Here is a 23,388-nt window from a genome sequence, read left to right as displayed (position 1 = left end):
AGGTTGCGGATTTATTTACCCATTATACCGGCGGCAGATCGAACAGCAGAATTTCGCTGTCGCTGTCGGCGTGCAGAGAGAGCGCCTGCTCATCCCAGATCGCCAGGCCATCGCTGGTACCGGCTTTGGTGCCGTTCACGGAGACGTTGCCTTTCACCACCTGGATCCAGACGCGACGTTCGGCGGCAATCTGGTAAACACTCTGCTCGTCTTTACGCATCGCCCAGCGTGACAGCTCCATATCCTGATGCACTTTCAGCGACCCGTCGCGGGCATCCGGCGAGAGCACCAGCTGGCGACCCTGGTCCGCATCGAAGCGGCGCTGCTCGTAGCGCGGCGTGATGCCGGTGGTTTCCGGGATAATCCAGATCTGATACAGACGCAGGCGGTCGGTTTTGCTCGGGTTGTACTCCGAGTGACGCACCCCGGTACCGGCGCTCATAATCTGGAACTCACCGGCAGGCACCTGCTCTTTGTTGCCCATGCTGTCTTCGTGTTCTACCGCGCCTTCCAGCACATAGGTCAGGATCTCCATGTCTTTGTGCGGGTGGGTACCAAACCCCTGGCCAGCTTCGACGACGTCATCGTTAATCACGCGCAGTGCCGAGAAGCCCATAAAATTTGGATCGTAGTAATTGGCGAACGAAAAGGTATGCCATGAGTCCAGCCAACCATGATTTGCGTGACCACGTTCTTCAGCTTTACGTAAGAAAATCATTTTATTACCCTCGTTTAACCTGAGCGATCAGGTCGTTGTTCGTTTCGATAGATGTAGTGTGGACGTGAACGGCTCAGGATGATAGAGGGTGAAAATTGACTCCTCTGTTCAAATTTTATGAACGACTTATGAGGAGCCTGTTGGACTTATTTCGTTAAGGCCACGGTGGCGGGTGACGGCTGTGCAAACCCGCGTTCGAGGATCTCAAGGTTGGTCAGAACGTCAGTTTCCCTGATGTAGTTTTCCTTCCCGTGGAGAATGGCGTCATACAGCGCGTCGTAGACCCGACCGTAATCGCCGGTTTCCGACGCCACCTCTTCGCGCACCGTCTCGCCCGCATCGTTAACGTACTCCAGCTGCCCCACCGCCTCGTTCGCGGCAAAGCCCGGTTCGCCCGGCATAATCCCGGCTTTGAGGCTGGTTTCCTGCTGGTCGATGCCGTAGCGGATAAACGATCCTTTGGTGCCGTGGACAATAAATTTCGGATAGTCGATTTTCACCAGGTGACTGGTTTTGACGATGGCTTTCAGGCGCCCGTAAAACAGCTGCGCTTCGAAGGTATCGTCCGGATTCGCCGGGTTACGCAGGCTGCGAATGTCGTATGACACGTGCTGCGGTCGGCCAAACAGGGAGATGATCTGGTCAAGGGTGTGTACGCCAAGGCCAAAGAACATGCCGTCCTGGGGTTTGCCGGGGTTAGTCGGTGCCTCCGGGCGGTAATAGTCGAAGTGGCTTTCAATCTCGACAATCTCGCCCAGCTTGCCGCTCTCGATGACTTTTTTGGTCGTCAGGAAGCAGGCGTCAAAGCGGCGGTTCTGGTACGGCGTGACGATAAGCCCTTTACGCGCGGCCAGTTCATACAGCGTGCGCGCTTCGGCAAGGGTCATGGTGAACGGTTTTTCCACCAGCACGTTTTTACCGGCTTCCAGCGCCTGACGCGCATAGTCGAAATGGCTGTCGGCGTGGGTGCAGACCACCACCAGCTTAACCTGCGGGTCGTTGAGGATGTCGTTCAGATCGCTGGTAAAGTGAATGCCCTGATACTGCGGCTCCTGCTCGGCCGGTTTCTGATGGCGGCGGTAAATGTGGGCAACGTGCAGCGTATCTTTGCGGTTGAGCACGTAAGGCAGATGATAACGGGTGGTGCTTTTTCCAAATCCAATCCAGGCGCAGTGCAGTGTCATAGGGGCTCCTTATTTCATGCCGTCCAGCAACCTTAGTCACAATCTTAATTTGTTGCCAGCGTCGGCTCAATTCGCGGAATATCAGCAATTAACGTGTTGTATTCGACAGAATAATAATCCAGTCCAAATATGGCGTTATTAGCGGTAGGAAACCACACGCCTGCGTGATAGTCTGCCGGCCCTGACTGATTGTTACACTTTCATTTATTACCGCAGGCCGCACGTGTGATCGGATTAACATGGAACGAGTTCATTATTTTTTAAACGCGGGGCTATGTTGCTGGTCGCTGGCGCTATTTACCTGGTGTGTTTCCGGTTCGCCCTGGGCAATATTGCCCGTGGCGCTGGCGCTCATCGCTTTTTTGTTACACGGCTTTCAACAGCGAGTTTTGATTATGTTTGGAAAAAATAAGAGCCCTACGGCAGAACCTCAGAATACCATTGTGGTAGCGCCTGCGGCGGTAGAAAAAGAGACCCCGCGCGAAGAGAAACAGAATAATACCGTGATCTCGAGCGAAGTCCGCTTCGAGGGCAATATCATCGCCAGCGGCCAGGTTTACATCTATGGCGAAGTGCGCGGCAATATTGAATCCAGCGGCGGTATCATCAAAATCATGCGTAACGGTCTGGTGCAGGGCAACATCACCTGTCGCGAACTGATCATCGACGGTACGGTGAACGGCGAGTGCAGCTCCGACAGCATCGACATCTACGAGAACGGCATTCTGAATGGCGCCATGAGCTATACCGCGCTGGCGATTAAAAAAGGCGGCGTGTTTATCGGGAAAGCGCTCATGCAGCCTGCGGCCGAGAAAAAAACCAATGTTATCGATCTGGCACCGGAACCGGTAGTCGACGAGCCTGCCCCGGCGCAAAAGAGCCGTCAGAAAAGCTGATCCCCTTCCCTGGCCGGGCGACATCGCCCGCGCCCCTGCGCAGATTTCACGCAAAAAAAAGCCAGCACCCGGCTGGCTAAGAAATACTGGAAGCAATGTGAGCAATGTCGTGCTTTCAGGTTCTCCGTTGGGGTATCCCCTGAACGCATGGCAATAATAATCATTATCATTCGCATGTGTCCAGCACTTTTTTAAAAAAAATGCGTTGACTGGCCTGCTAAAGTCAATGATGTTTAAAGGGATTTCCGTAACTCATTGAGGAGAAAAGGATGTGTGAAATCGTGATTCGCCATGCAGAGAAAACCGACGTCGCGGCAGTGCATCGTCTGTTTACGCTACCGGAGGTGATCCGCAACACCCTGCAGGTGCCACACCCTTCTCTTCAGATGTGGGAGGAGCGAATGCATCCGCTCCCGAGCGATCAGCGCCAGCTGGTCGCCTGCATTGATGGTCAGCTCGTCGGGCATCTGGCGATGCAGGTGCCCCCACGTCCGCGTCGCAGCCACACCGCCAGCTTCGGCATCTGTGTCGATCCCGCCTTCGGCAACCGCGGCGTGGCCAGCGCGCTGCTGGGAGAGATGATCGACCTGTGCGACAACTGGCTGCGCGTGGAACGTATTGAATTGACGGTGTTTGTCGATAACGCGCCGGCGATTGCGGTATATCGCAAATTCGGTTTCGAGATAGAAGGCACCGGCAAACGCTACGGCCTGCGGGACGGGGAATATATTGATGCGTATTATATGGCGCGCATGAAACCCCATTAATGATAAAGGCCGGATAGCTGGCTATCCGGCCTTTTTGCTGCTGTTAATTGGTTGCACGTCGTTTATATTTCAGGGAATAACGCGGAATGACAGCGTAATTTACCTTAAAACATCCTGCGCCATACTTTTCCGAAATTATCATTTCCCCGACACGCTGGTTAACCACGTCATAATATGCCGCACGTATCATTATCCTGATGAATAATAACCGTGCGGCAGGGTGATTAATATCCGGCAGTAAGATCGTCAACGGTGCGCGGGTCGGAGGCGCCGTAACGCGTACCGTCCTCAACGATCATAATGCTCTGGGTGCTGCCCATCACATCTTTCACCGCCACGTTTTGTCCCTTCTCTTTCAGGATCCGCAGGGTATCCGGGCTGAAGCCTTTCTCGACGCGCAGCTCGTCCGGCAACCACTGATGATGGAAACGCGGCGCGTTGGTCGCTTCGGCAACGTTCATCCCGAAATCAACGGTATTAAGCACCATCTGAAGCACGGTGGTGATAATACGGCTGCCGCCGGGGCTGCCGGTTACCAGCCAGGTTTTACCGTTTTTAACCACGATGGTCGGCGACATCGACGAGAGCGGCCGCTTGTTCGGCCCAACCGCGTTAGCATCCCCGCCGACCAGCCCATACACGTTCGGCACGCCGGGCTTCGCGGAGAAGTCGTCCATCTCGTTATTCAGCAGAATACCGGTATCCCCCGCCACAATCCCCGAGCCGAAGGTGGTGTTCAGCGTATAGGTCACCGCGACGGCGTTACCCTGCTTGTCCACCACCGAGAAGTGCGTGGTCTGGTTACTCTCATACGGGGCGAGATCGCCCGGTTTGATGGTGCTGGAAGCCACCGCTTTCTGCAGGTCGATTTTCTGCGCCAGCGACTTCGCATAGGCTTTGCTGGTCAGCGCATGCCACGGCACCTTCACGAAATCCGGGTCGCCGAGGTATTCGGAACGGTCAGCGTAGGCGTACTTTTCCGCTTCGGCGACCAGATGCATCGCATCCGCGCTGCCAAAGCCGTATTTCGCCAGGTCGAAGTTCTCCAGGATATTCAGGATCTGCACGATATGGATCCCGCCGGAGGACGGCGGCGGCATAGAGAACACCTCATAGCCACGGTAGGTGCCGCCAATCGGCGTGCGCTCCACCGCTTTGTAAGCGGCGAGGTCGGCTTTGGTAATCAACCCGCCGTTTTTCGCCATCTCGTCGGCTATCCGATCGGCAATCGCCCCTTTGTAGAACGCGTCTGGGCCGTTTTCGGCAATCATCTCCAGGCTTTTGGCGAGATTCTCCTGCACCAGCTTGTCGCCTTTTTGCAGCGGGTTGTCGCCCACGCTCCAGAAGATCGCTTTGCTGTTAGGGTGATTTACCAGGGTTTCCACGCCGTAGGTTTTGAGATCGAATGCCAGGGCGTCATTCACCCAGATGCCATCCCGTGCCAGCGTAATGGCGGGCTGCATGACCTTATTGAGCGGCAGCGATCCGTACTTCTCCAGCGCCAGCGCAAACCCGGCAACGGTGCCCGGCGTACCGGTGGCCAGATGCGAGGTCAGCGACTTTTTACTGTCGGGATTGCCCTTATCATCAAGGAACATATCGCGGCTGGCCTGCTGCGGCGCCATTTCGCGAAAATCAATCGCCGTGGTTTTACCGTCGGCGGTGCGCAGCATCATAAAGCCGCCGCCGCCCAGATTCCCGGCCTGAGGATGGGTCACGGCCAGCGCGAAGCCGACTGCTACCGCGGCATCCACCGCGTTACCGCCCTGTTTCAGAATATCCACCCCGACGCGGGTGGCGGTGGCATCCACCGACGCCACCATGCCCTGCTGCGCGGTGACCGGATGGAAAATATCTTTTTCTACACCGTACGAGACGGGTGACGCGGGTGCCGGTGCCGCCGTGACGCCAAAGCATCCCCCCGCCGTTAACATCACAATAGCGACCAGTCGCGCCGCGCTGCGGTTCATCATCATTCATCTGCTCCTCAGGCCAGGGGAGGCTTTCCCCGCTTCAAGTCTGGTTCACAACTCTGAAAAGATCACCGTTACGGCGCAGAAGGGATACACTGAAAGGATCCCCCACGAGGAGGAAATGACGATGAGAAAGCTACTTCTACTGACGGCACTGCTGCCGTTTACGGCGCTCGCACAGCCGCTTGATAACCCCACCAACAACCCGAACCTGCCTGGGTATCAGAACCCGAGCCAGCAACGGATGCAGACCCAGATGCAGTCCCAACAAATTCAGCAGAAAGGGATGCTTAACCAGCAGCTAAAAAACCAGACGCAGGTGCAGCAGCAGCATCTGGAATCACAGATCAACAATAACACCCGGCGCATACAGCAGGGGGAGCTGAACCCCCGGTCTCAGCAGCTCCTGCCCAACAACCAGGGCGGCATGTTGAGCGGGGGGAACGTCGGTAGCGTTGGCGCCATCGGCGGCGGGGAGCAGCATATGATCTCGCCTAAAACCAACGGCGATATGCTGCGTAAATAGCCATCGCTGACAGGGGGGCGGCTCAGGCGCTGAAGTCAGGGCCGATCTCATCGATGCGGTCGGTGCAGATGCAGTCCACGCCCCACTCCAGCAGCGTTGCGGCACGACGCGGATCGTTAACCGTATAGACCAGGATATGCAGCCCGGCCGCTTTCAGTTCAGCGGTACGGGCTTTATCCAGCAGCCGGTGGTTAAGGTGGATCGACATGCATTCCAACCGGGCGGTTAGCGCCTGCCAGTCGTCACGCCACTCGTCCAGCAGCAGACCGCGCGGCAGTTCAGGCACGGCGGTCTGGGCCGCCTCCAGCGCGTCAATGTCGAACGAGGAGAGCAACGGCGGGGTCATGCCCTGCCACAGCTCACGCGCCGCCAGCGCCACCGCACGCCCGGTTTCCGGGCCTGTGCCGGTAGTCGGTTTGATCTCAATGTTCGCCATCATCCGGTGCGTCCGACAGCGCTCAGCCACCTCTGAGAGCAGCGGCAGCTTCTCACCTTTAAACGCCCCGCTGTACCAGCTCCCGGCATCCACGTTCAATAGCGCATCCCACGTCAGATCCCCCGCTACGCCCCAGCCGTTGCTGGTGCGCTCCAGCGTGTCATCGTGCAGGAGGAAGATCTGCCCGTCTCGGGAGAGCTTAACGTCAAACTCGATCATGGTGTGGCCGTAGTGCGCCCCCATGTCAATTGCCGCGAGGGTGTTTTCCGGTGCCAGTTTACCGCCGCCACGGTGGGCGACAATGCGGGGATAGGGCCAGTTCATAGACGTTGTCCTGTTTCACCATCAAAGAAGTGCAGGTTCGCCTCCGGAATGTGCAGCCACAGCGTGCTGCCTGCCTGAGGACGCTGCTGATGCGCCAGACGCGCGACCACTTTCTGGTTGCCCCAGCGCCCGTGCGCCAGGTTATCGGCCCCGAGCATCTCCAGGGTGTCCACCACCAGCGGTACGCCGCCTGCGGCCTGTGAGCTTAGCGCAATATGCTCCGGGCGGATACCCAGCGTCACCTTGCGTCCCGCCAGCTTGCGGTGCAGTTGCCCAAGCGGCAGCGACAGGCCGTCGGCGATGTCAAAATGGCTGCCCGCCTGGTTGATGCGCCCTTCCAGTAAATTCATGGCCGGCGAGCCGATAAAGCTGGCGACAAAGCGGCTGGCGGGACGCTCGTACACCTCGACCGGCGTGCCGATCTGCTCCGCCACGCCTTTGTTCATCACCATCACGCGCTGGGCAAGGGTCATGGCCTCCACCTGATCGTGGGTCACGTACAGGCTGGTGGTTTTCAGGCGGCGATGCAGCAGCTGAAGCTCAAGACGCATCTGCACGCGCAGCTTGGCATCGAGGTTAGAGAGCGGTTCATCGAACAGGAACACCGCCGGATCGCGCACGATGGCGCGGCCCATCGCCACGCGCTGACGCTGGCCGCCGGACAGCTCGCGCGGGCGGCGCTTCAGCAGGGTATCCAGTTCAAGAATACGCGCCGCCTCTTTCACCCGCTCGGCAATGTGCGCTTTGCCCATGCCGCGGATCTTCAGCCCCCAGGCCATGTTCTCTTCCACGCTCATGTGTGGATAGAGCGCGTAGTTCTGAAACACCATGGCGATGCCACGCTCTTTTGGCTCAAGCGTCGTGACGCGCTGGTTGTCGATCCAGATATCGCCGTCCGACACCTGCTCCAGCCCGGCGACCATGCGCAGCAGCGTCGATTTTCCGCAGCCGGATGGCCCCACCATCACGATAAACTCGCCGTCCGCGACGTCCAGCGTCAGCGGCTGAATAACCTGGGTTTTGCCATCCCAGCTTTTGGTTACTGCCTGTAATTTCAGTCCGGCCATTTTATTTCTCACTGTCTACCAGCCCGCGGACGAACGCGCGCTGCATGGCTAAAACGATAACGATGGGGGGGATCATGGTGAGCAGCATCGCCGCCATCACCTGATTCCACTGCGTGCTGCCGTCACCGGTGGCGATCATGCCTTTGATGCCCGCCACGGCGGTGCCGAGATCCGCATCGCTGACGATCAGCAGCGGCCACAGGTACTGGTTCCAGCCGTAGATAAAGGTGATCACGAACAGCGCCGCGAGGTTGGTTTTCGACAGCGGCAGCACAATGTCGCGGAAGAAGCGCATCGGCGATGCGCCGTCGATGCGTGCGGCCTCCATCAGTTCGTCCGGCAGCGTCATGAAGAACTGGCGGAACAGGAAGGTGGCGGTGGCGGACGCCATCAGCGGCAGCGTCAGGCCGGTGTAGCTGTCGAGCAGATCCAGCCGGGCAATCACCTCCACCGTCGGGAAGATACGCACTTCGACCGGCAGCATCAGGGTGATAAAAATCATCCAGAAGAACAGGTTACGTAGCGGAAAGCGGAACCAGACGATGGCAAACGCCGAGAGCATCGACACCGTGATTTTGCCGACGGTGATGCCCAGCGCCATCACAAAGCTGTTGAACAGCATCAGGCTGAACGGCGTACCGCCGCCGGTGACGCCCTGCGTCCAGATGTGCGACAGGTTTTCCCACAGATGGCCGCCGGGGATCAGCGTCATCGGCGTGTCGAACACGGCCTGGCTGTCGAGCGTGGCGGCAACCACCGCGACATACAGCGGAAACAGAATGGCCGCGATCCCGAGAATAAGCATGGTATGGCTGAAAATCGTCAGCCCGCGACGGTTCTCGATCATTGGTAGCGCACCTTACTTTCCACGTAGCGAAACTGCACCACGGTCAGAACGATCACCAGCGCCATCAGCACCACCGACTGCGCGGCGGATGAGGAGAGATCCAGCCCGGCAAAGCCTTCGCGGTAAATTTTATAGATAAGCGTGGTAGTGGCCTGCACCGGCCCGCCCGCCGTGGCCGCATCGATTACCGGGAAGGTATCGAAGAAGGCGTAGACGAGGTTGACCACCAGCAGGAAGAAACTCACCGGGGCGATAAGCGGTAACGAGAGCTGGAAGAAACGGCGCACCGGCCCGGCGCCGTCGATCGCCGCGGCTTCCACCAGCGAACGCGGGATGGACTGCAGCGCCGCGAAGAAGAACAGGAAGTTGTAGCTGATCTGCTTCCACACCGAGGCGAAGACCACCAGAAACATCGCCTGGCCGCTGTTCTGGGCGTGGTTCCAGTCGTAGCCAAACTCGCCGAGAAAATGGGTAATCAGGCCACGTCCTGGGTTAAACAGGAAAATCCACAGCACCGCGGCGACCGCCGGCGCGACCGCATAGGGCAGCAGCATCAGGGTCTGGTAAAAACGGCTACCGCGCACCACGTAATCGACCAGCGCGGCAAAAAACAGCGATACCAGCAGGCCGGAGAAGGTTACCATGGCGCTGAATTTAATGGTGGTCCAGAAGGCGTCGAGATAGTAGCTGTCGTGAAACAGCCCGATAAAGTTATCAAGGCCGACAAACTGGCTGGAGAGCCCGAACGGGTCGACACTCTGCACCGAGTACCAGAGCGCTTCGCCCGCAGGCCAGATGAAAAAGATAAGCGTGATGACGAGCTGCGGGGCGACCAGAAGATAAGGCAGCCAGCGCGAACGAAACACCGGACGGGATGATGACATAGAGGAATTCGTTCCTGAAAAGCGCCGGGCGGCTACGCCTTACCCGGCCTGGAAACAGAGCGAACCGGAAGACGGGTGGGCAATCGCACACCCGTCTTCGGGATTACGACTTGGTAGACTGTTCGAAGCGACGCAGCAGTGCATTACCGCGTTCAACGGCGGAATCCAGCGCCTGCTGTGGCGTTTTCTTACCGGTCCAGACGCTTTCCAGCTCTTCATCTACCACGGTGCGGATCTGCGGCATGTTGCCCAGACGCAGACCTTTGGTGAACGGCAACGGCGGCTTGTTCAGCATCTGACGGGTGGCGATGTCCGCACCCGGGTTCTTGTCATAGAAGCCCTGCTCGCGCGTCAGGTCGTACGCGGCTTTAGTGATCGGCAGGTAGCCGGTCTTCTGGTGCCACTCGGCGGCGTTTTCCGGCTTCGCCAGGAAGTCGAGGAACTTCGCCACGCCCTGATAGGTCGCTTTGTCTTTGCCCTGCATCACCCACAGGCTGGCCCCGCCGATAATGGCGTTCTGCGGCGCGCCTTTCACGTCGGCATCGTACGGCATCATGCCAACGCCATAGTTGAATTTCGCATAGTGGCGGATGTCCGCCAGCGAGCCAGAAGAGGCGGTGGTAATGGCGCAGTCGCCGTTATAGAACTTCTCGGTCGATTCGTCTTTACGCCCGAAATAGGTGAAATCACCCTTCTTGTTCATCTCCTGAAGCATGGCGATGTGCTTCACCTGCTCAGGCTTATTGAACTCAAGCACCGCATCAGTACCGTCGAAGCCGTTATTTTTAGTGGCAACCGGCAGGCCGTGCCAGGCGCTGAAGTTTTCAATCTGGATCCAGCCCTGCCAGCCGCTGGCGTAGCCGCACTTCATGCCGGCCGCTTTCAGCTTCGCGGTATAGGCCGCCAGATCCTGCCAGGTTTTCGGCGGCTGCTCCGGATCTAACCCGGCTTTCTTGAAGGCGTCTTTGTTGTAGTACAGCACCGGGGTGGAGCTGTTAAACGGCTGAGAGAGTAAGTGCCCGCTTTTGGCATCGGTGTAGTAACCGGATACCGTCGGCACAAACTGTGATTCGTCGAAGTTGATGCCCGCCTCGCTGAACACCTGGTACACCGGCTTAATCGCCTTTGACGCCATCATGGTGGCGGTGCCCACTTCATACACCTGCAGCAGCGCCGGGGCATTACCGGTACGGAAGGCCGCGATGCCCGCCGCGAGGTTCTGCTCGTAGTTACCTTTATAGACCGGCACAATCTTGTAATCGGGGTTCGCCTGGTTAAAACGGCTCGCCAGGGATTCCACTTCCTTGCCCAGTTCCCCTTCCATTGAGTGCCAGAACGGAATAGATGTAGCAGCCATCGCCTGCCCGGCAAATGCCATGCTCAGCGCCAGCCCCAAAGCAGTGTGTCGTAATGATGTCATTCGGGTTATCTCTCTTGTTGTGCCGGATGCGCGAAACCACGCGTTTTGTGCTCGCGAGGTAACATGACATGCGCGAATGACAGAAAAATAACTTTTCAGTTACATAAACATGACAGCCAGGGGTCAGCCAGATGGCGAAGGGATGAAGGATTAATGGCAGAAAAATCAGGGGGAAGGCTGCGTTAGCCTGCCTCGCGTAATTGAGCAACGATCTCCTCAAGCGTTAAAAGACCGGCGGCGGCATTCACCGTCATCTCCACAAACGCAGGATTACTCGGCAGGGAAATACCGTTACGCTTGAGAAACAGCAGCGTAATGAATAGTGCGGTACGTTTGTTGCCGTCGTTGAAAATATGTCCACGTGCGATTGCCAACAGATGCATAGCGGCGAGCAGCCAGATATCGGAAACGCCTTCGTACTGATACTTATTTAATACCCGATAGAGTAATGCCTCTGCACGACCCGCATCAGGCATCCCCGGTACGCCGGGGGTGACCATGAGCAACCGATCGTGAAAACGAATTATCTCGTCCGCTGAGATAAAATGTAGTGTCATTTATCCGCCAGTTCCCTTATCGCATCACCGTGTACCGCCATGATGGCGTTGAATTCCGCATCCATTTTTGCTGCCTGGTATTGCTCAAACTCGTCGGCGCTAATGATCACCGCCGATTTATGCCCACGCCGGGTGATGGTGACTGGCGTACCGGTTACTGCCGTTTCAAGCGCGGCGGCCAGGTTCTGTCTGGCCTCGCTGTAATTCATGGTTTGCATAGTCGCCTCGCAGATTATGTACAGGTTAATTGTACAATTATATTGTACAAAAAAGGAGCCTGTCGGCTCCTTTTTTATAATATCCTGCTTAGCCGCCCAGATAGGCGCTGCGCACCGCTTCGTTGGCGAGCAACGCTTCGCCGGTGTCGGACAGCACCACGTGACCGTTCTCCAGCACGTAGCCGCGATCGGCAAGCTTCAGCGCCTGGTTGGCGTTCTGCTCCACCAGGAAGATGGTCATCCCTTCGCTGCGCAGCTGTTCGATGGTATCGAAAATCTGCTGGATAATAATTGGCGCCAGCCCCAACGAGGGTTCATCCAGCAGCAACAGACGCGGCTGGCTCATTAATGCGCGACCAATCGCCAGCATCTGCTGCTCGCCCCCGGACATGGTGCCGGCCCGCTGCACACGGCGCTCGTGCAGGCGCGGGAACAGGTGGAATACCCGCTCAAGGCGCTCGTGATACTGGGCGCGCTCGGCGAAGAAACCGCCCATCGCCAGGTTCTCTTCCACGGTCATGCGTGAGAAGACGCGGCGGCCCTCCGGCACGATGGCCACGGCTTCACGCATGATGCGCGCGGTCTGCCAGTCGGTAATATCCTTGCCGTCGAACACGATTCGCCCGCTGGTCGCGCGCGGATCGCCGCACAGCGTGCCAAGCAGCGTGGTTTTACCCGCGCCGTTCGCACCGATAAGCGTCACGATCTCGCCCTGCTTAATGGTCAGGCTCACATCGTGCAGCGCCTGGATTTTGCCGTAGTGCGCACTCACCCGGTCAAAAGACAACATCACATTTTCCATCTTATGCCTCGCCCAGGTATGCCCGGATAACATCCGGGTTATTGCGGATCTGCTCCGGTGTGCCGTTGGCCAGCGGGGTGCCCTGGTTAACCACGTAAATACGATCCGAAATCCCCATCACCAGCTTCATATCGTGCTCGATCAGCAGAATGGTGGTGTTGTGATGGTTACGCAGCTCGACGATCAGCTCGTCCAGCTCTTTGGTTTCTTTCGGGTTGAGCCCCGCCGCCGGTTCGTCGAGCATCAGAATCTCCGGCTGGGTCACCATGCAGCGGGCAATCTCCAGACGGCGCTGATCGCCATAGGCCAGATTGCTGGCCTGACGGTTAGCGTGCGCCAGCAAACCAATACGCTCCAGCCAGGTCGCGGCGCGATCCAGCGCCTCGCTGTGGCTTTTGCGAAACGCCGGCGTTTTCAGCAGGCCGGAGAACAGACCGGTTTTCAACTGCTGGTGCTGGGCCACCAGCAGGTTTTCAATCACCGTCATCTCGCGGAACAGACGCACGTGCTGAAAGGTACGCACCACGCCCATGCGCGCAATCTGCTGGCCCGGCAGCCCTTCCAGATGGCGATCGCCGAGCATGATGGTGCCGCCGGTCGGCTTATAGAAGCCGGTCAGGCAGTTAAAGACCGTGGTTTTTCCTGCCCCGTTCGGGCCAATCAGCGAGACAATTTCCTGAGGATGCAGATCGAGGGCGACGTTGTTCACCGCCAGCAGGCCGCCGAAGCGCATCATCAGGCCGTTTACGGACAATAAGGGCTGACTCATGCCTGCTCTCCTTTCACTTGCTCTTCTTTCAGCTTGAGCTGCGGGCGGGTCATCGGCAGTAAGCCCTGCGGCCGCCAGATCATCATCAGTACCATCAGGCCGCCCAGCATCAGCATGCTGTATTCATTCAGATCGCGCATCAGTTCGCGGGACACCACCAGCAGAATAGCGGCGAGGATCACCGCAAACTGCGAGCCCATTCCCCCGAGCACCACGATAGCCAGCACAAAGGCCGACTCGGCGAAGGTGAAGGATTCCGGGCTGACGAAGCCCTGGCGCGCGGCGAACAGCGTCCCGGCGAAACCGGCAAACGCTGCGCTGATGGTGAAGGCCGTCAGCTTGATGCGCGTCGGGTTCAGGCCCAGCGAGCGGCAGGCGATTTCGTCTTCGCGCAGCGCTTCCCAGGCGCGACCCAGCGGCATACGCAGCAGGCGGTTAATCACAAACAGCGTCAGCACGACCAGCAGCAGCGCCACCAGGTAGAGGAAAATAATACGGTCGCTGGGGTCATATTTGATGTTGAAGAAGTTGCTGAAGGTGTCCCAGCCGCCTTCGCGCGCGGTACGGCTGAACTCCAGGCCAAACAGCGTCGGTTTAGGGATCTGGCTGATGCCGTTCGGCCCGCCGGTGATATCGGTGTTGTTCAGCAGCAGAATACGCACGATCTCGCCGAAGCCGAGGGTAACGATCGCCAGATAGTCGCCGCGCAGGCGCAGCACCGGGAAGCCGAGCAGGAAACCAGCGGCCGCCGCGACCAGGCCGGCCAGCGGCAGGCAGGTCCAGAAACCGAGTCCGTAATAGTGGTTCAACAGCGCGAAGGTGTAGGCGCCAATGGCGTAGAAGCCACCGTAGCCGAGCACCAGCAGGCCGGAGAGCCCGACCACCACGTTCAGGCCGAGGCCGAGGATGATATAAATCATCGTCAGGGTGGCGATGTCCACCGTGCCGCGCGACACCATAAACGGCCAGGCAACGGCCACCACCAGCAGCGCGATCAGGAACAGCTTCTGTTTGACCGTTGACCCGTCAATGGCTGGCAGCACAAACTTCGGCCCGGAGACGTTTTTCAGGCTGTGCTGAAACGCCGGGCGCAGCAGCTGAAAGAAAAACACCACCGCCGTGCCAATGAACACCCACTGCCAGCGGATTTCAGAGGCGCTGCCCACCACCAGCTTTGTGCCGTCGAGGCTAAGCTGCACGCCCATAAACACGCTGGCGAGCAGGAAGAACATGGCGGCTGAGAGCAGCGCCATCGCAAAATGCATCGGTTTCATACTTTCTCTACCTCCGGACGGCCCAGGATGCCGGTCGGCATCACCAGCAGCACCACGATCAGCAGCGCGAAGGAGACGACGTCTTTATATTCGGTGCTCAGGTAGGCAGAACAGAGCGCCTCGGTGATGCCGAGGATCAGGCCGCCTATCATCGCGCCCGGAATGCTGCCGATGCCGCCAAGCACCGCAGCGGTAAAGGCTTTCATCCCGGCCATAAAGCCGATGTACGGGCTGATGACGCCGTAGAACTGACCGAGCAGCACCCCGGCAACCGCCGCCATCGCCGCGCCAATCACAAAGGTCAGGGCGATAACGCGATCGGTGTTGATGCCCAGCAGGCTGGCCATTTTCAGGTCTTCCGCACAGGCGCGGCAGGCGCGGCCCATGCGGGAGTAACGGATAAACAGCGTCAGGGCCAGCATCGCCAGGAAGGTCACCACCCAGATAACCAGCTGCATGGTGTTGATCGAGGCCGAGAAGTTACCGCTGGTGCCGATGGTCCACTGGCCGGTAAAGAGGTTTGGCAGTGCAATATCGCGCGAGCCTTCGGTCAGGCTGACGTAGTTTTGCAGGAATATCGACATCCCGATGGCGGAGATCAGGGCAATCAGTCGTTTGGAGCTGCGCACCGGGCGATAGGCGACCCGTTCGATGCTCCAGCCGTACGCACTCGCCACCACTACCGCGCCGATAAACGCGGCGCCAACCAGCAGCCAGCTGGTGTCGATGCCCATCATCATCAGCGCGGCGATAATCATAAATGAGACGTAGCTGCCGATCATGTAGACCTCGCCGTGGGCGAAGTTAATCATGCCAATAATGCCGTATACCATGGTGTAACCGATGGCAATCAGCGCGTAGGTGCTGCCCAGCGTGACGCCGTTAAACATCTGCTGGAGAAAATAGAGGAACTGCTCGGACATAACGTAACCTTATTAGTAACCGGTCAGGTCGGGCATTGACTGCGCGACCTGCGCCGCGCAATCGCGTTATTTCGCTGCCGACGACGAACCGTCGGCGTGCCACTGGAAGACGCCAAATTCAAATCCTTTCAGATCGCCTTTTTCATCCCAGTTCAGCGGCCCAATCACGGTATCAGCCCCGTGTGCTTTTAAATCTTTTGCCAGCGCGGCTGGCTCGGTGCTCTCAGCACGCGCCAGGGAGGTCGCCAGCGACTGCACCGCGGCATAGGTGATCCAGACGTACGGACCGCTCGGATCTTTCTTCTGCGCCTTCAGGGCATCCACAATACCTTTGTTGGCCGGATCCTGGTCATAGCGCTTCGGCATGGTGACCAGCATCCCTTCCGCCGCCGCGCCGGCGATGTTCGACAGCGAAGCGTTGCCCACCCCTTCCGGACCCATAAACTGGATGTTCAGCCCGCTGCTGCGCGCCTGACGCAGGATCTGCCCCATCTCCGGGTAGTAGCCGCCGTAGTAGACGAAATCGATGTTCTCTTTTTGCAGTCGCGCGACCAGCGCGGAAAAATCTTTCTCACCGGCGGTGATGCCGTCGAAGAACACCACGTTGGCGCCGCCTTTCTTCAGACCGTCCTGCACCGAACGCGCCAGCCCTTCGCCATACTGCTGTTTGTCATGAAGGATGGCGATGCGCTGCGGTTTTACCTTTTCCAGAATGTATTTCGCCGCGGTCGGCCCCTGCGAGGAGTCGAGGCCCGCGGTGCGCATAATGGTCTGGTAGCCGCGCAGAGTGAGCTCCGGGTTGGTGGCACCTGGGGTAATCATCAGCACGCCTTCGTCTTCGTAGATGTCCGACGCCGGCTGGGTTGAGGAGGAGCAGAGGTGACCAATGACATACTGAATGCCGTCGTTGATGATTTTGTTGGCAACCGCCACGGCCTGTTTAGGATCGCAGGCGTCGTCATACTCCACGCCCACCAGCTTGTCGCCTTTGATGCCGCCGTTGGCATTGATGTCGTGAATGGCCTGGCGCGCGCCGTTGAACTCCATGTCGCCCCACTGTGCGACCGGGCCCGACATCGCGCCGACCACAGCGACCTTAATATCGTCTGCCATCGCGCTGTGAGAGATTGCTAACGCTACCATCCCCGCGACTAACGTCTTCGCGTGTTTACTCATCCGTAGAAATCCCCGTTCGTGATGTGTCGTTGTTTGTATATATTTTGTTTTATTGTGGTTAAAAAGCATTCTGTACTTATATTGAACAACGCTATTTTTACTAATGCTGTTAATGCTTTAGCGATATTTTTTGGCGAAAACCCTATTAAAATCTCTATTTTTCAGGAGATTAAGCAAAGATAATATTCTGAAATACTCTACAGATAAACAAAAAAAAGCAGCCTTTACAGCATAAAATATCGATATAATGAGTGGAATAGATCGCTATGTTTTAGCGAATTCCACTGTCTATTTTTCATTCTCCAATGTTAAAACCTGGATAACCTCAGCGGGTAAAACTAATCCCCTGTTGCCAACGGTGAAAAAGAGAAAGCGCGACGCCTGCAGAATTGGGTACACTTTGCTTCTCTTCGTTTTGTTGAAGGCGGTTTTTTATGAAACTTACCATCCTTCGTCTGGAGACCTTTTCGTCTCAGGATTTACTCGATCTCGGTAAGATCTGGCCTGAATACTCCAGCAGCACCCTGAAAGTGGATGAGACCCACCGCATCTACGCCGCACGTTTTAACGACAGGCTGCTCGGCGCGGTGCGCGTCACCCTTTCCGGCGCGCAGGGCGCGATGGACTCGCTGCGCGTGCGCGACGTCACGCGTCGTCGCGGCGTTGGGCAGTATCTGATTGAGGAGGTGATGCGGGAAAATACCGCGGTGCGCCACTGGTGGATATCAGACGTGGGAGTAGAGGATCGCGGCGTGATGGCGGCCTTTATGCAGGCGCTCGGCTTCAGCGCCCAGACCGACGGCTGGCATAAGCAGCAGGATTAACTGGCCTGTGCCTTCAGGACATAAAAAAACCCGCCGAAGCGGGTTTTTTTATGATGTTACCGGCGAGCGATCTTATTTTGCGTCAGTCGCGGTGCCGTTGGCGTGCCAGGTGAAGACGCCGAACTCAAAGCCTTTCAGATCGCCTTTATCATCCCAGGAGAGCGGGCCCATCACGGTGTCCACGCTGTGCCCCTTCAGGTATTTGGCGATTTCAGCCGGATCGTCGCTCTGGTTCAGACCGGCAGCGAGCGATTGCAGCGCCGCGTAGGTGGTCCAGACGAAGGCGCCGCTGGAATCCTGTTTCTTCGCTTTGATCGCGTCTACAATCGGTTTGTTTGCCGGAACCTGATCGTAGTTCTTCGGCTTCGTGACCAGCATGCCTTCGGCAGAGTCACCGGCGATGTTAGACAGCGACACGTTCGCGACGCCTTCCGGGCCCATAAACTGGGTTTTCAGGCCCGCCGCGCGCGCCTGGCGCAGGATCTGCCCCATTTCCGGGTGATAGCCACCGTAGTACACGAAATCGATGTTCTCTTTCTTCAGACGCGCCACCAGGGTAGAGAAGTCTTTCTCACCGGCGGTGATGCCATCGAAGAACACCACATTAGCGCCGCCCTTCTTCAGGCCATCCTGCACCGAACGCGCCAGGCCTTCGCCGTACTGCTGCTTATCGTGGATCACCGCGATGCGCTGCGGCTTCACTTTTTCCAGAATGTATTTCGCCGCGGTTGGGCCTTGATCGGAGTCAAGACCGGTGGTGCGCAGTACCAGCTGATAGCCGCGCGCGGTGAGTTCCGGAGCGGTGGCCGCCGGCGTGATCATCAGGATGCCTTCGTCTTCGTAGATATCAGACGCGGGCTGCGTGGAGGAGGAGCACAGGTGGCCAATCACGTATTTGATGCCGTCGTTGATCACTTTGTTCGCTACCGCAACGGCCTGTTTCGGGTCGCAGGCATCGTCATACTTCACCGCGACCAGCTTGTCGCCCTTGATGCCACCCTTAGCGTTAATATCGGCGATGGCCTGCTCTGCGCCGGTAAATTCCTGATCGCCATACTGCGCAACCGGACCTGACATCGCACCGACTACGGCGACTTTGATATCTTCCGCCATGGCCGCGTGGCTCATCGCCAGTGCGATGCAGCCAGCCAGTAACGCTTTGCCGTTCATTTTCATCCTGAGTTCCCCATTGCTTGTTGTGATTGGTGTTGTTGTGTTGTGTGAATGACACGTTATTGCGCGCGTTCTTCGCGGCTATGTTTTTGATTACGGTACGCGGCGGGTGTCGTCGCAGCATACTCTGCTAAAAACATACCCGATTTTTCATCATTTGGAATAGCAAATTCGTCAGGGGGCGGGGAACGGGACGGCAGGCACAAAAAAACCGCCACGCGGGCGGTTTTTTTCGATAAAGCGTGAATTACGCTTCGATGGCGGCGCGAAGTTTTTTCATCGCGTTCTTTTCAAGCTGACGCACGCGCTCGGCAGAGACGCCGTAGCGGTCAGCCAGCTCCTGGAGCGTGGTCTTGTTATCTTCGTCCAGCCAGCGTGCTTTGATGATCTGCTGACTACGCTCGTCAAGGCCCAGCATCGCGTCAGACAGTTTGTCTGCGGCGTGCTCTTCCCAGTTGTCATCCTCAATGCCATCGGCAAAGTTTGAGGTTTTATCCTGAAGGAACAGCACCGGTGCCATCGGCGAACTGTCCTGAGCGTCATCGTCCGGGGACAGGTCGAACGTCATGTCCTGAGCCGCCATACGGGACTCCATCTCACGCACGTCTTTGCTGGACACACCCAGCTCGCGGGCCACCATTTCCACTTCATCCTGGTTGAACCAGCCCAGACGCTGCTTGGTTTTACGCAGGTTGAAGAACAGCTTACGCTGCGCTTTGGTGGTAGCGACCTTCACAATACGCCAGTTACGCAGCACGTATTCGTGAATTTCTGCTTTAATCCAGTGCACGGCGAACGACACCAGTCGTACACCCACTTCCGGGTTAAAGCGACGCACCGCTTTCATCAGGCCGATATTGCCTTCCTGGATCAGGTCAGCCTGCGGCAGACCATAGCCCGAGTAGTTACGAGCGATATGAACTACAAAGCGCAGGTGAGACAGGATCAGCCGTTTAGCTGCTTCCAGATCGCCCTGGTAATGCAGCTTTTCAGCAAGCTCACGTTCTTCCTCAGCCGTTAACATCGGCCAGGTGTTAGCGGCCCGGATGTAAGATTCCAGGTTACCAACAGGAGCTAAAGCTAAAGTTTGCATTTCTTTGGTCATTCAAATCCTCTCATTTAAAGCGTACTGGCAGGAGTCGTCCCTTATCAGGCAACGAGGGCGCCAGTTCTTATGTGCAACGAGACGCGTTTCAACCTTTTATCAGACAGTGAGTTTATCCACAAGTTCACTGCAACACTGTGAATAAATTACGCACACTTTGTGACAATGCTTTGAATACGGCGACAGGTAATCATGGAAGGTGTCCCTGCCGGGTCTCACTGGCAGGGACATAGTATATCAAAAAATTTTTACTCAGGGGTAAAGTGACGTAAATGTTGCACGGTGGCAAGCCAGGCGGCCAGCCAGCCGATCATCGAACAGACCAGCAGCAGCAACAGGCACTCATCAAAGGATAACCCACTGATATCAAACCTTGTTCCGAAAACTTTCGCCACGTCAGTTACCGCAGAAGAGAGCCGCATGACGAGAATTTCGGACAAAATCAGCGACAGAAAAGCGCCCGAAAAGCCAAGTAACGCCCCACCGTACAGGAACGGACGCAGGATAAAACCGTCGGTGGCACCGATTAATTTCTGCACGTTGATGGTGTCACGGCGGGCAAAAATGCTCAGGCGCACGCTGTTACCGATGACGAGGAACACCGCCGCCACCATCAGCACGCCGATCATCGCCGACACCCGACCAACCAGCCCGGTAAGCGCAGCCAGACGCGCAAACCAGCTGTCGTCCATCCGCACTTCATCCACGCCGTTCACCTGCGAAATACGATCGCGCAGCGTGGTGAGCGCCTCGGTGCCCTGGAAGTTAAGATCCGGCTCGACCACCGCCACGGCGGGGAGCGGGTTCTCTTCCAGCATATCCAGCGCGCCGCCAAACCCTGACCAGTTGCGGAACTCGCCGAGCGCTTCATCGCGCGACAGGTAGTTCACCTTCGCCACGCCCTGCTCGGCTTGCAGCTGGCCGATAACCTGGGCGGCCGCATCGTCATCCAGCGTTTTGCTGAGATACACCGTGATCTGCGGCGAAGGATAATACTGCGTTGCCGCCTGATTTACGTTTTTGTAAACCATGTAGCAGACGCTCGGCAGCGTCAGTGAAATCGCAATCACCATGATGGTCAGGAAGGTGGCAAGCGGTTTGCTGCGCAGATCGGCCAGCGCCCCCTGCCAGGCATAACGCACCTGCTCGTTAACGCCACCTTTACGCGATTTCGCTTTCACATTGTTTGCTTTAGTACGCTTTTGCACGGTTCGACCCGATTCGCCAGACTTATTCAGTTTGTTGAACTTGCTCAGTTTGTTACTAAAGTGCCTGATGTTATTCAGCGCGTCCCTTTTATTCACCCGCCCTGCCTCCGTGTAGATGGCCGTCGCTCAGGGTCAGCACAGGATAAGGACGGCGAGAAATCAGGCCGATATCATGCGTTGCCATCAGCACCGTAACCCCAACGCGGTTGAACTCTTCAAACAGCCGCAGGATCCCTTCTGACAGCGCGTTATCCAGGTTACCGGTTGGCTCATCCGCCAGCAGCACCGCGGGCTTGTTGACCACCGCGCGGGCGATGCCGACGCGCTGCTGTTCACCGCCGGAGAGCTGAATCGGGAAGCTTTTCGCTTTATCCAGCAGGCCGACCTTATCGAGCGCCGCAGAGACGCGGCGACGAATGTCCTCGCCGGTAGCACCGGCAATAATCAGCGGGATCGCCACGTTGTCATACACGGTGCGATCCATCAGCAGATGGTGATCCTGGAAGATCATGCCGATCTGCCGACGCAGGAACGGCACTTCGCGGTTCTTCAACCGGCTGATGTCATGCCCGCCAAACCAGATATGCCCGGCGCTGGGTCGCTCGATGCCGCAAATGAGCTTCAACAGGGTACTCTTCCCGGCGCCGGAGTGGCCGGTCAGGAAGGCCATCTCTCCGGGCCGCATGTGGAAAGTCACACCCTGCAGCGCTTGTCTCCCACCACGATAGGCTTTGCTGACGTGTTCAAAGCGAATCATTGTTAATCCTCTCGGGCAAAAAGTGCCTCAATAAAGTCATCCGCGTTGAACGGACGCAAATCCTCAATGCGCTCACCCACTCCGATGTAGCGAATCGGGATACCGAACTGATCGGCAACGGAGAAAATCACGCCGCCTTTTGCGGTACCGTCGAGCTTGGTCAGCGTAATGCCGGTCAGCCCCACGGCTTCATGGAACAGTTTTGTCTGGCTGATGGCGTTCTGGCCGGTGCTGGCGTCAATAGTCAGCATCACTTCATGCGGTGCGTCGACGTCGAGCTTTTTCATCACGCGCACAATTTTTTTCAGCTCTTCCATCAGGTGCGCTTTATTCTGCAAACGCCCGGCGGTATCGGCAATCAGCACGTCCACGCCGCGGGATTTCGCCGCCTGGATGGCATCAAAGATCACCGAGGCGGAATCGGCACCGGTGTGCTGCGCGATAACCGGAATATTGTTGCGCTGGCCCCACACCTGGAGCTGCTCAACCGCGGCGGCGCGGAAGGTATCTCCCGCAGCCAGCATCACCGTTTTACCCTGCTGCTCAAACTGGCGCGCCAGCTTACCGATGGTGGTGGTTTTCCCGACGCCGTTGACGCCAACCATCAGAATAACGAACGGGGTTTTCCCTTCAATATTAAGCGGTGCGTCAACTTTCGCGAGAATATCGCTCATCTCTTCTTTCAGCAGGCCGTAAAGCGCCTCGGCGTCACGCAGCTGTTTGCGGCTCGCGCTCTCCGTCAGACTGGTGATGATCTTGCGGGTGGTCTCGACGCCAACGTCGGCAATCAGCAGCTGCTCTTCCAGCTCCTCGAACAGATCATCATCGATTTTCTTGCCGCGGAACAAGCCGATAAATCCGGAACCGAGGTTTTCTTTGGTTTTCACCAGGCTGCGCTTCAGACGCGCAAAGAACCCCTCTTTAGTCGGTTTTTCCTGCTCGGGCGCCGCGGCCGGGGCAACCTCCTCAACCGGTGCATCGACGGTCGCCTGTTCTTCCACCGGCGCGTCGACCTCCGCGTCACTGCCCGCCGCCAGCGCCAGCGCTTCCAGCTCTTCATCGCTGAGCGCGCCTTCCTGGGTGGTAGCGTCCTCTTCCGGCAGCCACTCGTCTGGTGTCGGTTCCGTTACGGCAACTTCTTCCTGCTGCGGCAACGTTTCATGTTCCGGCTCAACGGCCGCAGGCTCGATAACTGCAGGCTCGATAACTGCAGGCTCGATAACCTCCGGCGCGGCGGTGTCATGCTGGGCCTGCTGCTCCGCGGCGTGCCCGGTAACGCTGACGATCTCTTCAGCGAAGGCTTCCGGATTCGGTGCTTCAACGCGCGCAACCTCGGCTTCCTGTACCGGTGCTGCCTGCTCAGGCGCCGTTTTTTCTTCTGTAACAGTTTGTTGCGCCTCGACCTGCTGGTCGATGTCGTCGTCCTTCGCCCGGTCTTTTTGACCTAAGCCCAGCCAGGAAAATAAGCCACGTTTTTTATCTTTTGCCATTGGCGCCCATACTCCCCGCTAGTGAATCATGGCGCAGCGCCGGTCTTGCAGTGCCGACGCTGGAAAAATT

At 57.6% G+C, this 23,388-nt stretch carries 25 protein-coding genes; 5 read left to right on the top strand and 20 right to left on the bottom strand.

Annotation, left to right across the window (positions count from 1 at the left end; genetic code table 11):
- Positions 1-22: 22 nt before the first annotated feature.
- Positions 23-718, bottom strand: a complete 696-nt coding sequence (locus DW58_RS19260) for a pirin family protein (RefSeq protein ID WP_024548344.1) — start codon at positions 716-718, stop codon at positions 23-25.
- 146 nt (positions 719-864) lie between these two features.
- The gene (locus DW58_RS19255) at positions 865-1,902 is read right to left on the bottom strand and encodes an oxidoreductase (RefSeq protein WP_024548343.1); all 1,038 of its coding nucleotides are present in this window, start codon (positions 1,900-1,902) and stop codon (positions 865-867) included.
- Between the two features lie 274 nt (positions 1,903-2,176).
- Here DW58_RS19255 and DW58_RS21485 point away from each other — a divergent pair, with 274 nt between their 5' ends.
- The 3 genes from DW58_RS21485 to yhhY all read left to right on the top strand — a co-directional run bounded on the left by DW58_RS21485 (position 2,177) and on the right by yhhY (position 3,565).
- Positions 2,177-2,314, top strand: coding sequence for a hypothetical protein (locus DW58_RS21485; RefSeq protein WP_235047714.1), 138 nt, complete (start codon positions 2,177-2,179; stop codon positions 2,312-2,314).
- Positions 2,315-2,345: 31 nt separating this feature from the next.
- Positions 2,346-2,798: a bactofilin family protein gene (locus tag DW58_RS19250; RefSeq protein WP_235047715.1), complete on the top strand. Its 453-nt coding sequence runs from the start codon at positions 2,346-2,348 to the stop codon at positions 2,796-2,798.
- A gap of 269 nt (positions 2,799-3,067) precedes the next feature.
- The gene (gene yhhY / locus DW58_RS19245) at positions 3,068-3,565 is read left to right on the top strand and encodes an N-acetyltransferase (protein ID WP_024548341.1); all 498 of its coding nucleotides are present in this window, start codon (positions 3,068-3,070) and stop codon (positions 3,563-3,565) included.
- 224 nt (positions 3,566-3,789) lie between these two features.
- On the opposite strand, the gene ggt is transcribed toward yhhY, so the two are convergent.
- On the bottom strand, positions 3,790-5,541 hold the full coding sequence (gene ggt, locus DW58_RS19240; protein WP_409371859.1) for a gamma-glutamyltransferase: 1,752 nt from the start codon (positions 5,539-5,541) through the stop codon (positions 3,790-3,792).
- 124 nt (positions 5,542-5,665) lie between these two features.
- On the opposite strand from ggt, the gene DW58_RS19235 reads away from it, so the two are divergent.
- Positions 5,666-6,064 carry a DUF2756 family protein gene (locus DW58_RS19235; protein ID WP_024548339.1) on the top strand — a complete coding sequence of 133 codons (399 nt, stop codon included), beginning with the start codon at positions 5,666-5,668 and terminating at the stop codon, positions 6,062-6,064.
- 22 nt (positions 6,065-6,086) lie between these two features.
- Here DW58_RS19235 and ugpQ read toward each other — a convergent pair whose 3' ends face one another.
- From ugpQ to livK, 12 genes are all read right to left on the bottom strand, one after another.
- Positions 6,087-6,824, bottom strand: a complete 738-nt coding sequence (ugpQ, locus tag DW58_RS19230; protein WP_024548338.1) for a glycerophosphodiester phosphodiesterase — start codon at positions 6,822-6,824, stop codon at positions 6,087-6,089.
- Positions 6,821-7,891 (bottom strand): sn-glycerol-3-phosphate import ATP-binding protein UgpC, encoded by a 1,071-nt coding sequence (locus DW58_RS19225; RefSeq protein ID WP_024548337.1) that lies wholly within the window; start codon positions 7,889-7,891, stop codon positions 6,821-6,823. Before DW58_RS19225 ends, ugpQ begins: the two co-directional genes overlap by 4 nt.
- Before the next feature lies 1 nt (position 7,892).
- On the bottom strand, positions 7,893-8,738 hold the full coding sequence (gene ugpE / locus DW58_RS19220) for a sn-glycerol-3-phosphate ABC transporter permease UgpE (protein ID WP_024548336.1): 846 nt from the start codon (positions 8,736-8,738) through the stop codon (positions 7,893-7,895).
- The gene (gene ugpA / locus DW58_RS19215; protein WP_024548335.1) at positions 8,735-9,622 is read right to left on the bottom strand and encodes a sn-glycerol-3-phosphate ABC transporter permease UgpA; all 888 of its coding nucleotides are present in this window, start codon (positions 9,620-9,622) and stop codon (positions 8,735-8,737) included. The genes ugpE and ugpA overlap by 4 nt, the downstream gene beginning before the upstream one ends.
- Positions 9,623-9,725: 103 nt before the next feature.
- Positions 9,726-11,042 (bottom strand): sn-glycerol-3-phosphate ABC transporter substrate-binding protein UgpB, encoded by a 1,317-nt coding sequence (ugpB, locus tag DW58_RS19210; protein ID WP_024548334.1) that lies wholly within the window; start codon positions 11,040-11,042, stop codon positions 9,726-9,728.
- Positions 11,043-11,224: 182 nt separating this feature from the next.
- On the bottom strand, positions 11,225-11,599 hold the full coding sequence (locus DW58_RS19205) for a type II toxin-antitoxin system death-on-curing family toxin (protein ID WP_024548333.1): 375 nt from the start codon (positions 11,597-11,599) through the stop codon (positions 11,225-11,227).
- Positions 11,596-11,817 (bottom strand): type II toxin-antitoxin system Phd/YefM family antitoxin, encoded by a 222-nt coding sequence (locus DW58_RS19200; RefSeq protein ID WP_024548332.1) that lies wholly within the window; start codon positions 11,815-11,817, stop codon positions 11,596-11,598. The genes DW58_RS19205 and DW58_RS19200 overlap by 4 nt, the downstream gene beginning before the upstream one ends.
- Before the next feature lie 88 nt (positions 11,818-11,905).
- A complete protein-coding gene (gene livF / locus DW58_RS19195) occupies positions 11,906-12,619 on the bottom strand; it encodes a high-affinity branched-chain amino acid ABC transporter ATP-binding protein LivF (protein WP_024562389.1) in 714 nt (237 codons plus the stop codon).
- A 1-nt stretch (position 12,620) separates the two neighbouring features.
- Positions 12,621-13,388: a high-affinity branched-chain amino acid ABC transporter ATP-binding protein LivG gene (gene livG, locus DW58_RS19190; protein ID WP_024548330.1), complete on the bottom strand. Its 768-nt coding sequence runs from the start codon at positions 13,386-13,388 to the stop codon at positions 12,621-12,623.
- The gene (locus tag DW58_RS19185; protein ID WP_024562390.1) at positions 13,385-14,662 is read right to left on the bottom strand and encodes a high-affinity branched-chain amino acid ABC transporter permease LivM; all 1,278 of its coding nucleotides are present in this window, start codon (positions 14,660-14,662) and stop codon (positions 13,385-13,387) included. The genes livG and DW58_RS19185 overlap by 4 nt, the downstream gene beginning before the upstream one ends.
- The gene (gene livH / locus DW58_RS19180; RefSeq protein ID WP_029593351.1) at positions 14,659-15,585 is read right to left on the bottom strand and encodes a high-affinity branched-chain amino acid ABC transporter permease LivH; all 927 of its coding nucleotides are present in this window, start codon (positions 15,583-15,585) and stop codon (positions 14,659-14,661) included. Before livH ends, DW58_RS19185 begins: the two co-directional genes overlap by 4 nt.
- A gap of 66 nt (positions 15,586-15,651) precedes the next feature.
- The gene (gene livK / locus DW58_RS19175) at positions 15,652-16,761 is read right to left on the bottom strand and encodes a high-affinity branched-chain amino acid ABC transporter substrate-binding protein LivK (RefSeq protein WP_024550606.1); all 1,110 of its coding nucleotides are present in this window, start codon (positions 16,759-16,761) and stop codon (positions 15,652-15,654) included.
- 434 nt (positions 16,762-17,195) lie between these two features.
- Here livK and panM point away from each other — a divergent pair, with 434 nt between their 5' ends.
- The gene (gene panM, locus DW58_RS19170) at positions 17,196-17,585 is read left to right on the top strand and encodes an aspartate 1-decarboxylase autocleavage activator PanM (protein WP_024550605.1); all 390 of its coding nucleotides are present in this window, start codon (positions 17,196-17,198) and stop codon (positions 17,583-17,585) included.
- A gap of 72 nt (positions 17,586-17,657) precedes the next feature.
- Here the strand turns inward: panM and DW58_RS19165 are convergent, their stop codons facing one another.
- The 5 genes from DW58_RS19165 to ftsY form a co-directional block, all read right to left on the bottom strand.
- The gene (locus DW58_RS19165) at positions 17,658-18,761 is read right to left on the bottom strand and encodes a branched-chain amino acid ABC transporter substrate-binding protein (protein ID WP_152525680.1); all 1,104 of its coding nucleotides are present in this window, start codon (positions 18,759-18,761) and stop codon (positions 17,658-17,660) included.
- 244 nt (positions 18,762-19,005) lie between these two features.
- Entirely contained in the window at positions 19,006-19,863 is an 858-nt protein-coding gene (rpoH, locus tag DW58_RS19160) for an RNA polymerase sigma factor RpoH (RefSeq protein ID WP_024550603.1), read from the bottom strand.
- Positions 19,864-20,111: 248 nt separating this feature from the next.
- Entirely contained in the window at positions 20,112-21,167 is a 1,056-nt protein-coding gene (gene ftsX / locus DW58_RS19155; protein ID WP_024550602.1) for a permease-like cell division protein FtsX, read from the bottom strand.
- The gene (gene ftsE, locus DW58_RS19150) at positions 21,160-21,828 is read right to left on the bottom strand and encodes a cell division ATP-binding protein FtsE (protein ID WP_024550601.1); all 669 of its coding nucleotides are present in this window, start codon (positions 21,826-21,828) and stop codon (positions 21,160-21,162) included. Before ftsE ends, ftsX begins: the two co-directional genes overlap by 8 nt.
- 2 nt (positions 21,829-21,830) lie before the next feature.
- Complete coding sequence (gene ftsY / locus DW58_RS19145) at positions 21,831-23,318, bottom strand: signal recognition particle-docking protein FtsY (protein WP_024550600.1); 1,488 nt, start codon at positions 23,316-23,318, stop codon at positions 21,831-21,833.
- Positions 23,319-23,388 lie beyond the last annotated feature (70 nt).

It is taken from the genome of Siccibacter turicensis LMG 23730, from assembly GCF_000463155.2.
Lineage (GTDB): Bacteria > Pseudomonadota > Gammaproteobacteria > Enterobacterales > Enterobacteriaceae > Siccibacter > Siccibacter turicensis.
Note: the sequence above shows the minus strand (reverse complement) of the source record. Positions and strands in the feature narration are given on the sequence as shown.

Excerpts from the sequence above, each read along its gene's own strand:
- DW58_RS19225 (WP_024548337.1), bottom strand. The coding sequence starts at position 7,891 with ATGGCCGGACTGAAATTACAGGCAGTAACCAAAAGCTGGGATGGCAAA.
- ugpE (WP_024548336.1), bottom strand. The coding sequence starts at position 8,738 with ATGATCGAGAACCGTCGCGGGCTGACGATTTTCAGCCATACCATGCTT.
- ugpQ (WP_024548338.1), bottom strand. The coding sequence starts at position 6,824 with ATGAACTGGCCCTATCCCCGCATTGTCGCCCACCGTGGCGGCGGTAAA.
- livH (WP_029593351.1), bottom strand. The coding sequence starts at position 15,585 with ATGTCCGAGCAGTTCCTCTATTTTCTCCAGCAGATGTTTAACGGCGTC.
- DW58_RS21485 (WP_235047714.1), top strand. The coding sequence starts at position 2,177 with ATGTTGCTGGTCGCTGGCGCTATTTACCTGGTGTGTTTCCGGTTCGCC.
- DW58_RS19235 (WP_024548339.1), top strand. The coding sequence starts at position 5,666 with ATGAGAAAGCTACTTCTACTGACGGCACTGCTGCCGTTTACGGCGCTC.
- livK (WP_024550606.1), bottom strand. The coding sequence starts at position 16,761 with ATGAGTAAACACGCGAAGACGTTAGTCGCGGGGATGGTAGCGTTAGCA.
- DW58_RS19200 (WP_024548332.1), bottom strand. The coding sequence starts at position 11,817 with ATGCAAACCATGAATTACAGCGAGGCCAGACAGAACCTGGCCGCCGCG.
- panM (WP_024550605.1), top strand. The coding sequence starts at position 17,196 with ATGAAACTTACCATCCTTCGTCTGGAGACCTTTTCGTCTCAGGATTTA.
- DW58_RS19260 (WP_024548344.1), bottom strand. The coding sequence starts at position 718 with ATGATTTTCTTACGTAAAGCTGAAGAACGTGGTCACGCAAATCATGGT.
- ggt (WP_409371859.1), bottom strand. The coding sequence starts at position 5,541 with ATGATGATGAACCGCAGCGCGGCGCGACTGGTCGCTATTGTGATGTTA.
- yhhY (WP_024548341.1), top strand. The coding sequence starts at position 3,068 with ATGTGTGAAATCGTGATTCGCCATGCAGAGAAAACCGACGTCGCGGCA.
- DW58_RS19205 (WP_024548333.1), bottom strand. The coding sequence starts at position 11,599 with ATGACACTACATTTTATCTCAGCGGACGAGATAATTCGTTTTCACGAT.
- DW58_RS19165 (WP_152525680.1), bottom strand. The coding sequence starts at position 18,761 with ATGAAAATGAACGGCAAAGCGTTACTGGCTGGCTGCATCGCACTGGCG.
- ugpB (WP_024548334.1), bottom strand. The coding sequence starts at position 11,042 with ATGACATCATTACGACACACTGCTTTGGGGCTGGCGCTGAGCATGGCA.
- livF (WP_024562389.1), bottom strand. The coding sequence starts at position 12,619 with ATGGAAAATGTGATGTTGTCTTTTGACCGGGTGAGTGCGCACTACGGC.
- DW58_RS19185 (WP_024562390.1), bottom strand. The coding sequence starts at position 14,662 with ATGAAACCGATGCATTTTGCGATGGCGCTGCTCTCAGCCGCCATGTTC.
- ftsE (WP_024550601.1), bottom strand. The coding sequence starts at position 21,828 with ATGATTCGCTTTGAACACGTCAGCAAAGCCTATCGTGGTGGGAGACAA.
- ftsY (WP_024550600.1), bottom strand. The coding sequence starts at position 23,318 with ATGGCAAAAGATAAAAAACGTGGCTTATTTTCCTGGCTGGGCTTAGGT.
- ugpA (WP_024548335.1), bottom strand. The coding sequence starts at position 9,622 with ATGTCATCATCCCGTCCGGTGTTTCGTTCGCGCTGGCTGCCTTATCTT.
- DW58_RS19255 (WP_024548343.1), bottom strand. The coding sequence starts at position 1,902 with ATGACACTGCACTGCGCCTGGATTGGATTTGGAAAAAGCACCACCCGT.
- rpoH (WP_024550603.1), bottom strand. The coding sequence starts at position 19,863 with ATGACCAAAGAAATGCAAACTTTAGCTTTAGCTCCTGTTGGTAACCTG.
- livG (WP_024548330.1), bottom strand. The coding sequence starts at position 13,388 with ATGAGTCAGCCCTTATTGTCCGTAAACGGCCTGATGATGCGCTTCGGC.